General features: G+C 60.5%; 11 protein-coding genes. 8 read left to right on the top strand and 3 right to left on the bottom strand.

The annotated features are described in order from the left end of the window. The first annotated feature begins 70 nt into the window (after positions 1-70). From betA to yccS, 7 genes are all read left to right on the top strand, one after another. On the top strand, positions 71-1,774 hold the full coding sequence (gene betA, locus BMY54_RS03080; protein ID WP_093429884.1) for a choline dehydrogenase: 1,704 nt from the start codon (positions 71-73) through the stop codon (positions 1,772-1,774). Between the two features lie 282 nt (positions 1,775-2,056). Then, positions 2,057-3,499, top strand: coding sequence for a TldD/PmbA family protein (locus tag BMY54_RS03070; RefSeq protein ID WP_093429882.1), 1,443 nt, complete (start codon positions 2,057-2,059; stop codon positions 3,497-3,499). Further along, positions 3,499-4,836 (top strand): TldD/PmbA family protein, encoded by a 1,338-nt coding sequence (locus BMY54_RS03065; protein WP_093429881.1) that lies wholly within the window; start codon positions 3,499-3,501, stop codon positions 4,834-4,836. Before BMY54_RS03070 ends, BMY54_RS03065 begins: the two co-directional genes overlap by 1 nt. Before the next feature lie 151 nt (positions 4,837-4,987). After that, a complete protein-coding gene (gene mdtD / locus BMY54_RS03060) occupies positions 4,988-6,415 on the top strand; it encodes a multidrug transporter subunit MdtD (protein WP_093429880.1) in 1,428 nt (475 codons plus the stop codon). Between the two features lie 80 nt (positions 6,416-6,495). Beyond that, positions 6,496-7,881: an ATP-dependent RNA helicase DbpA gene (dbpA, locus tag BMY54_RS03055; RefSeq protein WP_093429879.1), complete on the top strand. Its 1,386-nt coding sequence runs from the start codon at positions 6,496-6,498 to the stop codon at positions 7,879-7,881. A 131-nt stretch (positions 7,882-8,012) separates the two neighbouring features. Further along, positions 8,013-9,191: a BaiN/RdsA family NAD(P)/FAD-dependent oxidoreductase gene (locus tag BMY54_RS03050; protein ID WP_093429878.1), complete on the top strand. Its 1,179-nt coding sequence runs from the start codon at positions 8,013-8,015 to the stop codon at positions 9,189-9,191. 229 nt (positions 9,192-9,420) lie between these two features. After that, positions 9,421-11,613 (top strand): YccS family putative transporter, encoded by a 2,193-nt coding sequence (gene yccS, locus BMY54_RS03045; protein ID WP_093429877.1) that lies wholly within the window; start codon positions 9,421-9,423, stop codon positions 11,611-11,613. Between the two features lie 121 nt (positions 11,614-11,734). Here the strand turns inward: yccS and BMY54_RS03040 are convergent, their stop codons facing one another. Next, the gene (locus BMY54_RS03040; protein WP_093429876.1) at positions 11,735-12,472 is read right to left on the bottom strand and encodes a substrate-binding periplasmic protein; all 738 of its coding nucleotides are present in this window, start codon (positions 12,470-12,472) and stop codon (positions 11,735-11,737) included. 255 nt (positions 12,473-12,727) lie between these two features. Here BMY54_RS03040 and BMY54_RS03035 point away from each other — a divergent pair, with 255 nt between their 5' ends. Beyond that, the gene (locus tag BMY54_RS03035) at positions 12,728-13,180 is read left to right on the top strand and encodes a GNAT family N-acetyltransferase (protein WP_034153611.1); all 453 of its coding nucleotides are present in this window, start codon (positions 12,728-12,730) and stop codon (positions 13,178-13,180) included. A 186-nt stretch (positions 13,181-13,366) separates the two neighbouring features. Here the strand turns inward: BMY54_RS03035 and BMY54_RS03030 are convergent, their stop codons facing one another. Further along, positions 13,367-13,663: a winged helix-turn-helix domain-containing protein gene (locus BMY54_RS03030; protein ID WP_093429875.1), complete on the bottom strand. Its 297-nt coding sequence runs from the start codon at positions 13,661-13,663 to the stop codon at positions 13,367-13,369. A 24-nt stretch (positions 13,664-13,687) separates the two neighbouring features. Continuing rightward, the gene (locus BMY54_RS03025) at positions 13,688-14,182 is read right to left on the bottom strand and encodes a M48 metallopeptidase family protein (protein ID WP_034153713.1); all 495 of its coding nucleotides are present in this window, start codon (positions 14,180-14,182) and stop codon (positions 13,688-13,690) included.

Genomic DNA, 14,182 nt, shown 5'->3' with positions numbered 1-14,182 from the left:
GCCCGCTCGCGATTCGAGTGCAAAGCACTCGTCAGGCCCGACCTGACCACATCTAAAGAGGGTGCATTCAATGTCCCAAGAATTCGATTACATCATCATCGGTGCCGGCTCGGCCGGTAACACCCTGGCGACCCGTCTGACTGAAGACGAAGGCGTCACCGTTCTGCTGCTTGAAGCTGGCGGTCCGGACTACCGTTTCGACTTCCGCACGCAAATGCCCGCTGCCTTGGCATTCCCGCTGCAAGGTCGTCGCTACAACTGGGCCTACGAAACCGATCCAGAGCCACACATGGACGGTCGCCGCATGGAATGCGGTCGCGGCAAAGGCCTCGGCGGTTCCTCGCTGATCAACGGCATGTGCTACATCCGTGGTAACGCGATGGACTACGACGGCTGGGCAAAACTGCCAGGCCTGGAAAACTGGTCGTACCTCGACTGCCTGCCGTACTTCCGCAAAGCGGAAACCCGCGACATCGGCCCGAACGACTACCACGGTGGCGAAGGCCCGGTCAGCGTGACCACGCCGAAGGCGGGCAACAACCCGCTGTTCCACGCCATGGTCGAAGCCGGTGTGCAGGCCGGTTACCCGCGCACCGAAGACCTCAACGGTTACCAGCAGGAAGGCTTCGGCCCGATGGACCGCACCGTGACGCCGAACGGCCGTCGTGCATCCACCGCCCGTGGTTATCTCGACACCGCTAAAAAGCGTTCTACCCTGACCATCGTCACCCACGCCCTGACCGACAAGATTCTGTTTGAAGGCAAACGTGCGGTCGGCGTGCGTTACCTGGTCGGCGATGCGGAAGAACGCGTTGAAGCCAAAGCGCGCAAAGAAGTGCTGCTGTGCTCCGGCGCCATCGCTTCGCCGCAGATTCTGCAGCGCTCCGGTGTCGGCCCTGCCGAACTGCTGAAATCCCTAGACATCCCGGTCGTTCACGACCTGCCGGGCGTCGGTGAAAACCTGCAGGATCACCTTGAGCTGTACCTGCAATACGCTTGCACTCAGCCGGTTTCGCTGTACCCGTCGCTGCTCTGGTACAACCAGCCAGCCATCGGTGCCGAGTGGCTGTTCAACGGCACCGGCATCGGCGCCAGCAACCAGTTCGAAGCCGGCGGTTTCATCCGTTCGCGTCCGGAATTCGAATGGCCGAACATCCAGTACCACTTCCTGCCGGTAGCGATTAACTACAACGGCAGCAACGGTGTGAAAGAGCACGGCTTTCAGGCACACATGGGTTCCATGCGTTCGCCAAGCCGTGGTCGCATCCAGGCCAAGTCGAAAGACCCGCGCCAGCACCCGAGCATCCTGTTCAACTACATGGCCACCGAGCAAGACTGGCAGGAATTCCGCGACGGCATCCGCCTGACCCGTGAAATCATGCAACAGCCGGCGCTGGACGCTTTCCGTGGCCGCGAAATCAGCCCGGGCATCGAAGTGCAAACCGATGAGCAACTGGACAAGTTCATCCGCGAGCACGCCGAAACCGCGTTCCACCCGTCCTGCTCGTGCAAGATGGGCTCCGACGAGATGGCTGTAGTGGATGGCGAAGGTCGCGTGCACGGCATGCAGAGCCTGCGTGTGGTCGATGCCTCGATCATGCCGATCATCACCACCGGCAACCTCAACGCGCCAACGATCATGATCGCCGAGAAAATCGCCGACAAGATCCGTGGCCGCCAGCCGCTGCCGCGTAGCACCGCGCCGTACTACGTCGCGGGCGATGCGCCGGTGAAGGGCAAGCCGATGCGTGATATCACCCCGGCTGCTCAGTAAGACGTAATACCGAGGCGCGGCCTTCGCGAGCAGGCTCGCTCCCACAATAGATCTCCAGTGAACACAAAATTTGTGAACACCCGGAATCCAATGTGGGAGCGAGCTTGCTCGCGAAGGGGCCCTCACATTCAGCAAAAATTCCCCCGCTACACAGTAAATCCCCCTACACCCCCTCTTCACTTGATCCTACCCCCCACGCAGGCCTACTCTAGACCTCGCGCAACCGTTTCACCCCCTCCCCGCCGCTGCTCTACCGCTTCCCCCTGACAAGGAGGTTCCCGAATGTTCGATTTCCACCCCCAGCTCAAGCAGCGCTTCGCTGCCTTGCGCACGGGCGCTGAGTTTTTTTCCCTGCGGTATGTACGCGAGTCCGGGCAATATCTGTCGGTGCGCAAGAATGTCGCCGAGCCGCCGAGCCTGAGACGCGACGAAGGCGCGATGCTCACCGTGCGCGTCAATGGCGTTGAGGCCTACGCGGCGACCAACGACCTCTCGCAACAAGGTCTGCAAGCCGCCCTCGAACGCGCCGAGCAGCAAGCCCGCCGCCTCAAACCGCACGCCTTGCTCGACCTGCGCGATCAGCCGGTGTCCAGCGATCGTGCTGATTACTTTTCACCCAATCTCGACCAAGCCTTCCCGTCCCTGAGCGAATGTTTTGAGCTGCTCGGCGCGGAATCCGCCTCGGTGCCAAAGGATGAGCGCCTGGTGAATTGGGAAGTGAGCATTGGCATTACCCACGTCGAACAGATCTACCTGAGCAGCGCCGGGGCTGAATTGCGCCAAGCGCAGCGCTTCGTCTATCCGGGCCTCGACGTCACCGCTTACGATGGCAACGACAGCCAGACCCGTAGCCTCGGCCGCGAGAATTTCGGCCAACAGGGCGGCGCTGATGTGATCAGCCGCTGCGGTTTGATCGGCGCCGGCCCGCAAGTCGCCGATCAGGCCCTGCAACTGCTGCTTGCGCCGAACACCCCGCAAGGCCCGCGCGACCTGCTGTTGATGCCTGATCAAATGATGCTGCAAATCCACGAATCCATCGGCCACCCGCTGGAACTCGACCGCATCCTCGGTGATGAACGCAATTACGCAGGCACCAGTTTCGTCAAAGCCAGCGACTTCGGCAGCCTGCAATACGGCTCGAAACTGCTCAACGTGACGTTCGACCCGGGCATTCCCGAAGAACTCGCCAGCTATGGCCACGATGACGATGGCAGCAAGGCCAGCAAACAATTCCTGATCCGCGATGGCCTGTTGTTGCGCCCGCTGGGCGGTGCGCTGTCGCAGTTCCGCGCCGGTCTCGATGGCGTTGCCAACAGCCGCGCCTGCGGCTGGAACCGCCCGCCGATAGACCGCATGGCCAACCTCAATATCGAACCGGGCGATCAGCCTCTGAACAAACTGATCGAAGGCATCGAGCACGGCATCCTGATGAGCACCAACCGCTCATGGTCGATCGACGATGCGCGCAACAAATTCCAGTTCGGCTGTGAATGGGGCCAGTTGATCGAAAACGGTGAACTGAAAGGTGTGGTGAAAAACCCGAACTACCGGGCGATTTCCGCGCACTTCTGGAAAAGCCTGCGCGCCGTCGGCGACGCCAACACCGTCAAGGTGCTGGGCACGCCGAACTGCGGCAAGGGCGAACCGAACCAGGTGATCCGCGTCGGCCACGCTTCGCCGGCCTGCGTATTCAGCAACGTTGATGTGTTTGGGGGAGACGCCTGATGAGCATTTCGAAGAGTCAGTCCGACGCCTTCAAGGTCATGGTCAATTGGCTGCGCGACAGCGTGCGCGAGCCGGAACAGTTCACCCTCAGCTATGCCGCCGAATCCTCGGCGTTCGTGCGTTTCAATCACGCCAAGGTGCGTCAGGCCGGGCAAGTGCAGCAGGCCAATATCGTCCTGAAACTGATCAACGACGGTCGCCACGCCGACCTGCAAGTCACCCTGTCCGGTGATCAGGAAGGCGATCTGCAACGCCTCGCCGAAGGCCTGCAACAACTGCGCGAAACCCTGCCGCTGCTGCCGCAGGATCCGTACCTGTTGCTCAACCACAACGGCTGGCAGAGCAAAAATGTGCAGGAGCATCCGCTGCCGGACACCGAACAGGTTGTCGATGAAATCTGCGCTGCCGCTGAAGGTCTGGATCTGGTGGGTTTCTATGCCGCCGGCCCGATCAGCCGTGGTTTCGCCAGTTCTTCAGGCGCATTTGGCTGGCATCAGGCCAACAGCTTCAACTTCGATTTCAGCCTGTTCCACCAGAACGGTGAAGCAGTGAAAGCCAGCTACGCCGGGCATGACTGGAGCAGCGAAGGCTTCGCCAAGCGCTTCGGCCAGGCCCGCGAGCAACTGGAATTTCTCGGCCGACCGCTGCGCACCTTGGCGCCGGGGCAGTACCGCGCGTATCTGGCACCGGCGGCGCTGGAAGAAATCATGGGCATGCTGAGCTGGGGCGGTTTCTCGGCGCAGTCGATCGCCAGTAAGAGCAGCCCGTTGCAAAAGCTGTATGTCGGCGATCAGGCGTTCAGTCCACTGCTGTCGCTGGATGAGAAAGTCAGCGAATCGCTGAGCCCGGCGTTTTCCGGCGAGGGTTATCCGCGCAGTGATTTGCGCCTGATCGTCGAAGGCAAGGCTGGTGATCAACTGGTCGGCTCGCGCAGTGCAGCGGAATATGGCCTGACCGCCAACGGCGCCGGCGGCGGGGAAATGCCGAGTGCGTTGAACATGGCGGCGGGCGATCTGGCGCAAGCAGAGATCCTCAAGCAATTGGGTACCGGGCTGTACATCAGCAACCTGTGGTACCTGAACTTCTCGGATCAACCGGCGGCGCGCATGACCGGCATGACCCGTTTCGCGACTTTCTGGGTCGAGAACGGCGAGATCCAGGCGCCGGTCAGCACCATGCGCTTCGACGACAGCGCCTACAGCCTGCTCGGTTCACAGCTGGAAGCGTTGACCGCCGAGCGTGAGTTGTTGCTGTCTGCGAGTACGTACAGCCAGCGCAATACCTCGTCGGCGTTGCTGCCGGGGGCGTTGGTGAGCCGTTTGACCTTGACCCTGTAAACGCAAAACCTGTGGGAGCGAGCCTGCTCGCGAAAGCGGTAGATCAATCGACATCGATGTTGAATGAAATGGCCTCTTCGCGAGCAAGCTCGCTCCCACACTGACCGCGCTCGACAATGGATATGCATTAACTTCAACGACAAGAGGTTCCATGCCCAACCGCCCGCCTCTCGACGCCATCACCGCACGCTGGTTGCCGTGGGTCGTCGCCATTGCGTTCTTCATGCAGTCCCTCGACGGGACCATCCTCAACACCGCCCTGCCGGCCATGGCTCGGGATCTGGCCGAAGACCCGTTGCGCATGCAAGGCGTGATCATCGCCTACATGCTCACCGTGGCCTTGCTGATACCGGCCTCAGGCTGGATCGCCGACCGTTTCGGCACCAAGAAAATCTTCTTCGGCGCGATCTTGTTGTTCAGCTTCGGCTCGCTGCTCTGCGCCTTGTCGAGCAGTCTGAGCATGCTGGTCGGCGCCCGGGTGATTCAGGGCCTGGGCGGTGCGCTGATGCTACCGGTCGGGCGACTCGTCGTACTGCGCGCCTATCCGCGATCCGAACTGGTGCGGATCATGGGCTTCATCACCATCCCCGGCCTGCTCGGTCCGCTGATCGGCCCGACCATGGGCGGCTGGATGGTCGAGTACCTGACGTGGCACTGGATCTTCCTGATCAACCTGCCGGTCGGCGTGATCGGTTGCTACGCCGTGTGGAAATTCATTCCCGACCTGCGCGGCACCGAGCGCACGCGTTTCGATAGCCTGGGTTTCCTGCTGTTCGGCGCGGCGATGATCCTGATCACCATCGCCATGGAAGGCCTTGGCGAACTGCACTTGCCGCATCTGCGGGTGATGTTGCTGCTGTTCGCCGGTCTGGCGTGTCTGGCGGCGTACTGGTTGCGCGCCGGGCACATCGAAAACCCGCTGTTCGCGCCATCGCTGTTCAAGACCCGCACGTTTGCCGTCGGCATTCTCGGCAACCTGTTCGCCCGCCTGGGCAGCGGCGCATTGCCATTTCTGGTGCCGTTGCTACTGCAAGTGGCGCTGGGCTATTCACCGTCGCAAGCGGGGATGAGCATGCTGCCACTGGCGGCGGCGGCGATGTTTGCCAAGTGGATGGCACGGCCGCTGATTGAGCGGCTCGGTTATCGCATCGTGCTCACCGGCAACACCCTGGCACTGGGGATCATGCTGGCAAGCATGGGCCTGGTCAGCGAGCAGACGCCATACTGGTTGTTGCTGTGTCTGCTGGCGATTCTCGGCGCGATCAACTCGCTGCAATTCACCGCGATGAACACGGTGACGCTGATCGATCTCGACGATGCGAGCGCCAGCAGCGGCAACAGCTTGCTCTCGGTGGTGGCGCAGTTGTCATTGAGTCTGGGCGTTGCCTGCGCCGGCGCGTTGCTCGGCGGGTTTACCGCAGAGATCGGTAACGATGGCGTGGAGACCGTGCTCGGCGCGTTCCAGCTGACCTTCGTCACCGTCGGCATCATGGCCATGCTCGCTGCGACGATCTTCTCGCAACTGTCGAAGGAAGACGGCCGCCGCGCCAAACGCCCGGAAGAACACATCGAACATTAACCACTGTTCGTCCAGAACTTTCGAAGAAAGTGGCACGGGGCTGCTACACTGCGCGACATTTTGTTTTGCAGGCCAGTCCCGTGACCACCATCGCCACCGCTTTTAATACTCTGCCGCTGTCCGCCGCCATGCTGGCTAACCTCGAATCCCTCGGTTATGCCCAGATGACGCCGATCCAGGCGCAGAGCTTGCCGGTGATCCTCAAGGGGATGGACCTGATCGCTCAGGCCAAGACCGGCAGCGGCAAGACCGCCGCGTTCGGCATCGGCCTGCTCAACCCGATCAACCCGCGCTACTTCGGTTGCCAGGCACTGGTGATCTGCCCGACGCGCGAGCTGGCCGACCAGGTTGCCAAGGAAGTCCGTCGTCTGGCCCGTGCCGAAGACAACATCAAAGTCCTGACCCTGTGCGGCGGCGTGTCGTTCGGCCCGCAAATCGCTTCGCTGGAGCACGGCGCGCACATCATCGTCGGCACCCCGGGGCGTATTCAGCAGCACCTGCGCAAGGGTTCGCTGGTCCTCGACGGCCTGAACACTTTGATCCTCGACGAAGCCGACCGCATGCTCGACATGGGCTTCTACGACGCCATCGAAGACATCATCGTCAAAACCCCGGAGCGCCGTCAGACCCTGCTGTTCTCTGCCACTTACCCGGTGGGCATCAAGCAACTGGCGTCGAAGTTCATGCGTGATCCGCAAACGGTGAAAGCCGAAGCGTTCCACGATGACACGCAGATCGAGCAACGTTTCTACGAGATTTCCCCGGAAGATCGTATGAGCGTGGTGACCAAAGTCCTGCACCACTTCCGTCCGGCGTCCTGCGTGGCGTTCTGCTTCACCAAGCAGCAAGTGCAGGAAACCGTCGATCACCTGACCGCCAAAGGCATTTCCGCCGTCGGCCTGCATGGCGATCTGGAACAGCGTGACCGCGATCAGGTGCTGGCGATGTTCGCCAACCGCAGTACGTCGGTACTGGTTGCCACCGACGTCGCCGCCCGTGGTCTGGACATCGATGCACTGGACATGGTGATCAACGTCGAACTCGCCCGCGATTCGGAAATCCACATTCACCGCGTTGGCCGTACCGGTCGCGCTGGCGAGAAAGGCATCGCGATCAGCCTGGTTGCACCGGGCGAAGCGCACCGCGCGCAAGCCATCGAACAACTGCAGAAATCGCCGCTGAACTGGGATCAGGTCGATAACCTCAAGTCCCAGGGCCTCGCCCCGCTGCAACCGCCGATGACCACCCTGTGCATCGGTGCTGGCCGTAAAGACAAGGTTCGTCCGGGCGACATTCTGGGTGCACTGACTGGCGATGCCGGCATTCCGGGTGCACAGGTTGGCAAGATCGCGATTTTTGACTTCCAGGCTTATGTAGCCGTTGACCGCACCGTGGCCATGCAGGCCTTGCAGCGTCTGAACGACGGCAAGATCAAAGGCCGTTCGCTGCGCGTACGCATCCTCTGACCTGATCGTTCCCACGCTCTGCGTGGGAATGCATCCCGTGACGCTCCGCGTCACATAACAACGGACGCAGAGCGTCCATGGCGGCGTTCCCACGCAGAGCGTGGGAACGATCATTATGTGAGGACACCGTTTTGCGCTCTACCGAAGTCGTGATCATTGGCGCAGGCGCCGCTGGGTTGATGTGTGCACTGACCGCCGCCGGGCGTGGGCGTCAGGTGTTGCTGCTCGACCACGCGAACAAGGCCGGCAAGAAAATCCTGATGTCGGGCGGTGGCCGCTGCAATTTCACCAACATGTACACCGAGCCGAGCAATTTCCTCTCGCAGAACCCACACTTCTGCAAATCCGCGCTGGCGCGCTATACCCAGTGGGATTTCATCGGCATGGTCGGCAAACACGCCGTGCCGTACCACGAGAAGAAACTCGGCCAGTTGTTCTGCGATAACAAATCCAGCGACATCCTCGAAATGCTCCTGACCGAGTGCGATCAGGTCGGCGTCGAGTTGCATCTGGACACCTCGATCCAGACCATCGAGAAGGTCGAAAGCGGTTACTTGCTCGACACCACCCTCGGTCAGGTTCAATGCCAGTCGCTGGTGATCGCCACCGGCGGCTTGTCGATCCCGACGCTGGGCGCTACCGGTTTCGGTTATCAGGTCGCCAAACAGTTTGGCCATGAACTGCTGCCGACTCGCGCCGGTCTGGTGCCGTTCACCATCACCGATCAGCTCAAGGAACTGTGCACCGAGCTGTCCGGGACGTCGGTGGATTGTCTGGTCAGCTGCAACGATCAGAGCTTTCGCGAGAACATCCTCTTCACTCACCGAGGCCTCAGTGGCCCGGCGATTTTGCAGATTTCCTCGTTCTGGGAATCCGGCGACACGGTGGAGATCAACCTGCTGCCGGATCACGATGCGGCGAACTGGCTGCAGCAGCAAGTGGCCGAGCGTCCGAACAGTGAATTGAAAACCCTGCTCGGTGAAATCTTCACCAAGAAGATGGCCAATCTGCTGGCGGACAACTGGTTCGTGTCCAAACCGATGAAGCAATACACCCACGCGGAACTGGCGGAAATTGCCGAGAAGCTCGGCAGCTGGAAAGTCGTGCCCGCGGGGACTGAGGGTTATCGCACGGCCGAAGTGACCCTCGGCGGTGTCGACACTCGCGAAGTCTCCTCCAAGACCATGGAATCGCTGAAAAGCCCCGGCCTGTATTTCATCGGTGAAGTGCTCGACGTCACTGGCCACTTGGGCGGTTTCAACTTCCAGTGGGCCTGGGCCTCGGGCTACGCCGCCGCGCAGTACGCTTAACTCAAGGCCAAATACAAAACCCTGTGGGAGCGAGCTTGCTCGCGAAAGCGGTCTTTCAGTCAACATTGTGGTGACTGACACATCGCATTCGCGAGCAAGCTCGCTCCCACAGTGGTTTGTGGAGTATGTAAAAGGAACACTTTTTGCTGTCAGATGTGATCGGCGCCATTGCGTCGGCGTCATTACTGGCTCAATTTAGCGGCATCGCCTCGGAAGGCCTTCGCACTTCATGTCCTCGACCTCGTTTCGTCAGTCTTTGCGGCGCCTGTGGGCGCTGGATAAATTCAGCTACAGCGTGCGGGTGTTCATCGCCCTGACCGGCAGCATGGCGCTGTGTTGGTATCAGGATGAAATGGGCCTGCTGATCCCATTGTTCCTGGGGATTATCGCCAGCGCCCTGGCCGAAACCGACGACAGTTGGCAGGGCCGCCTCAATGCCCTCGCCGTGACACTGGTGTGTTTCAGCATCGCCGCGCTGTCGGTCGAATTACTCTTCCCCTACCCCATCGTGTTTGCCATTGCTTTGGCGCTGGCCAGTTTCGGCCTGACCATGCTCGGTGCGCTCGGCGAGCGCTATGGCGCGATTGCCTCGGCGACGTTGATTCTGTCGGTCTACACGATGATCGGCGTTGATCAGCGCGGCGGTGCGGTCACCGATTTCTGGCACGAACCGATGCTGCTAGTCGCCGGTGCCGCATGGTACGGCTTGCTCTCGGTGGTGTGGCAGGCGCTGTTTTCCAACCAGCCAGTGCAGCAGAGTCTGGCGCGGCTGTTCCGCGAACTGGGATTTTACCTGAAGCTGAAATCGTCGCTGTTCGAGCCGATCCGGCAGATGGACGTCGAAGCCCGGCGGCTGGAACTGGCCCAGCAAAACGGTCGCGTGGTGGCGGCGCTGAACAGTGCCAAGGAAATCATCCTGCACCGCGTCGGCAACGGCCGCCCCGGCTCGAAAGTCAGCCGTTACCTGAAGCTGTACTTCCTCGCTCAGGACATCCACGAACGCGCGAGTTCTTCGCACTATCCGTACAACGCACTGGCCGAAGCGTTCTTCCACAGCGACGTGCTGTTCCGCTGCCAACGCCTGTTGCGCCAGCAAGGCAAGGCCTGCCGCGCTCTGGCCGAATCGATCCAGATGCGCCAGCCATTTATTTATGACGCGAGTTTCGCCGAAGCCCTGAGCGACCTCGACGCCTCCCTTGAACACCTGCGCATCCAGAGCAACCCGGCGTGGCGCGGACTGTTGCGTTCGCTGCGCGCACTGGCGGCCAACCTCGGCACCCTCGACCGTTTGCTCAGCGACGCGAGCAACCCCGACGCCTTGGCCGACGCGACCGACAGCAGCCTGCTCGACCGTTCGCCGCGCAACCTCAAAGATGTCTGGGTGCGCCTGCGCACGCAACTGACGCCAACGTCTCTGCTGTTCCGTCATGCCCTGCGCCTGCCATTGGCGCTGAGTATCGGTTACGGCATGGTGCATTTGATTCACCCGTCGCAGGGTTACTGGATCATCCTCACCACGCTGTTCGTCTGCCAGCCGAACTACGGCGCGACGCGGCGCAAACTCGGTCAGCGGATTTTCGGCACCGCCATCGGCCTGACCGTGGCGTGGGCGCTGTTCGATCTGTTCCCGAGTCCGTTGGTGCAGTCGTGTTTCGCCATCGCTGCCGGCGTGGTGTTCTTTACCAACCGCACCACCCGCTACACCCTGGCGACAGCGGCGATCACCATCATGGTGCTGTTCTGCTTCAATCAGGTCGGCGACGGTTACGGACTGTTCCTGCCACGGTTGTTCGATACCTTGCTCGGCAGCCTGATTGCCGGCCTGACGGTGTTCCTGTTCCTGCCGGACTGGCAGGGCCGACGCCTGAACAAAGTGCTGGCCAACACTCTGACCTGCAACAGCATCTACCTGCGCCAGATCATGCAGCAATACGCCGCCGGCAAGAGCGACGATCTCGCCTATCGGCTGGCCCGCCGCAACGCGCACAACGCCGATGCGGCGCTGTCGACAACGCTGGCGAACATGCTCATGGAGCCGGGGCATTTCCGTAAGGAAGCCGATGTCGGATTCCGCTTTCTGGTGCTGTCGCACACGTTGTTGAGTTATCTGTCAGGGCTGGGTGCACACCGCGAGACGCAGTTGCCGGCGGATGTGCGCGAGCATTTGATTGATGGCGCCGGGGTGAAACTGGCAACGAGTATTGATGAAATTGCCCAAGGGCTGGCCAACAAGCAGCCGGTGGCGATTCAGAGTGATGAAGAAGAAGCGCTGGCCAATGAGCTGGAGCAGATGGCCGATGAGATCGATGAGGGGCAGCGGTTGGTGCAGACGCAACTGGCGTTGATCTGTCGGCAGTTGGGGCCGTTGCGGACGTTGGCGGCGCACCTTATCAAGGACACCAGTGAGATCAGCGCTGGCTGACAGGACGCCTTCGCGAGCAAGCTCGCTCCCACATGTGTTCTGTGTCGTTCACAAATCCAATGTGGGAGCGAGCTTGCTCGCGAAGAGGCCATCAGCCACACAAAAAATTCTGGATCAGCCCTCACATGCCATGCTGGCGAAGCAACTTGTCATAACTCCCATCCGCCTTCATCGCCGCAATCGCCTTATCAAACCCCGCGACAATCTGCTCATGCTGCGGATTCTTCAGGCTCACCAATATATGCAGGCTGTTCTCACTCAACGGCTTGGGTAAAAACTCCACCGAATTGCGCACCTTGGCGGATTCCCGCGCCAGGTAATACTTCGCCACATACTCATCTTCCAGCGTCAGCTTGACCCGATCCGCCGCGAGCATGCGCACGGCCATGGCGAAGTTATGCACAGGGACTTTCTGCAACGCCGTGTCGGCATCGAACGGCGCCGAATAGGCGTAGCCGCGCACCACCGCAATCGGATAGGTGTGCAGTTGCTGCAGATTGGAATAGTCGAGTGGCGTGTCTTTGCGCTTGAGAAAGCGGATGCGGTTGAGCAGGTATTCCCCGGAAAATTGCCCGAGCCTGGTCCGCTCGTCGTTGTACCAGGCGTTGACCAGCACATCGTAACGGCCCTCACCCACGCCAAGCAGCGCCCGTGCCCACGGCACCTGTTCGTAACCGCTGGCGTAACCGGCTCTGGACAGCGCGGTGCTGACAATGTCGGTGGCCAGGCCGCCGTTGACCAGCGTGTCGTCGGTAAAGGGTGGCCAGATATCAAACACCAGCCGCAGCTTATCCGCTGCAGCGGTCTGAGCCAGCAAGAGCAATCCGATCAAAGCAAAGGCTCGATGCAAACGCGGCATGCTTGAAAATCCTTAGCGGGCAAGTTGCCCAGCATGTTTTCAGCCAAAACCCCAAGGCCCCTTACCGGCAAAACCCAGGCCCTAACATTAGCTCATTGCAGCCAATGCACAGGGCTCTCCAGCAGATTACACAAAGTCACCGAGGCTGCGAGAAAGGAATGATGGCATTTTGACCTTTGTCACAGACTCTTACGCCATACAGACATCTTTGCCACAGGCGCTTAGTATCGGGCGACACGTTCAAGGAATCGGCAAATGACAATCGAATGGGTCTGCAAACATCACAGTGATCTGGGCAAGGAACAACTGTACGCGCTGTTGAAGCTGCGCTCGGACGTGTTCGTCGTCGAGCAGAAATGCGCCTATCCGGACCTCGATGGCCAGGATCTGGAAGGCGACACCTACCATCTGATGGGGTGGGAGGATGACCAGTTAATGGCGTACCTGCGCCTGCTGGATCCGGAATCCCAGGGGGGTGACGTGGTGATCGGCCGCGTGATTACCGCACCGCAAGGGCGCGGCAAAGGGCTAGGGCACGAAATGATGGAGCAAGCACTGAAACAGGCCGAGAAGCATTGGCCGCAGGTGCCGATCTATCTGTCGGCGCAGGCGCATTTGCAGGGGTATTACGGTCGGTACGGGTTTGTTGTGGCGGGTGAAGAGTATCTGGAGGATGACATTCCACACATTGGGATGCGTCGTGCCTGAACAGCCCCTCACCCTAGCCCTCTCCCGGAGGGAGAGGGGACTGACCTTATTGTCTTGCGGCAGACATCGACCTGAAAAGCCGAGTCGATTATGGATTCAGAGAAATTCGCTCAAGTCGGCGTACTTCTCCAATATCCCCCAATCGGCTCCCTCTCCCTCTGGGAGAGGGCTGGGGTGAGGGGCTTTTCAGGGATATCCCAGAACTGCCTTGATCTGCCGCAAATTACGCTCGATCCACCCACGATCAATCGCCCCCCACTCACGAATCCGATAGCGCCCGGCGTGATTACGCGCGCCCTCTTCCTGCTCAAATTCACAGACGATATCCAGATCCGCCAACGCGGCAATCGTGTCCTGCGCCGTGCGCCGGGGCATGCCGGTCACTTCGGTCAGCGTCGGCACACTCGGCGCCAGACCGCTGTCGATCAGGTACGCCACATACAAGCGGCGGTAGAAACTGCTTTTGGTCTTGCTGACGTCCATCCACACCTTCCTGGTTGCGTACTGTTAAGCCTGCATATCGCGCCACGTCAGGTACACACGCAGATCAAACTCGACCTGGTGATACCCCGGCAGCATGTGCTCGCACAATTTATAGAACGCCTTGTTGTGATCCGACTCTTTGAAGTGCGCCAGTTCATGCACCACGATCATTTTCAGAAAGTCCGGCGCGGCGTCTTTGAACAACGAGGCGATACGAATCTCTTTCTTGGCCTTGAGCTTGCCGCCCTGCACCCGTGAAACCGTGGTGTGCAGACCCAGAGCGCGGTGGGTCAGGTCGAGGCGGTTGTCGAACAGCACCTTGTCGATGGCCGGGGCGTTGCGCAGGTACTCCTGCTTCAGGTCCAGCGCGTAGCTGTACAAAGCCTTGTCGCTCTGCACGTCGTGTCGCCCTGAATAGCGTTGATTCAAGTATTCACCCAGACGCCCTTCGGCAATCAGCTGGCGCACCTGGTCCTGCAATTGCGCGGGATAGGCCTGGAGGTACTTCAACACAGTCAT

Source organism: Pseudomonas sp. ok266, assembly GCF_900110195.1.
Taxonomy (GTDB): Bacteria; Pseudomonadota; Gammaproteobacteria; order Pseudomonadales; family Pseudomonadaceae; genus Aquipseudomonas; species Aquipseudomonas neuropathica.
This window is presented reverse-complemented; position numbering and strand designations above follow the sequence as displayed.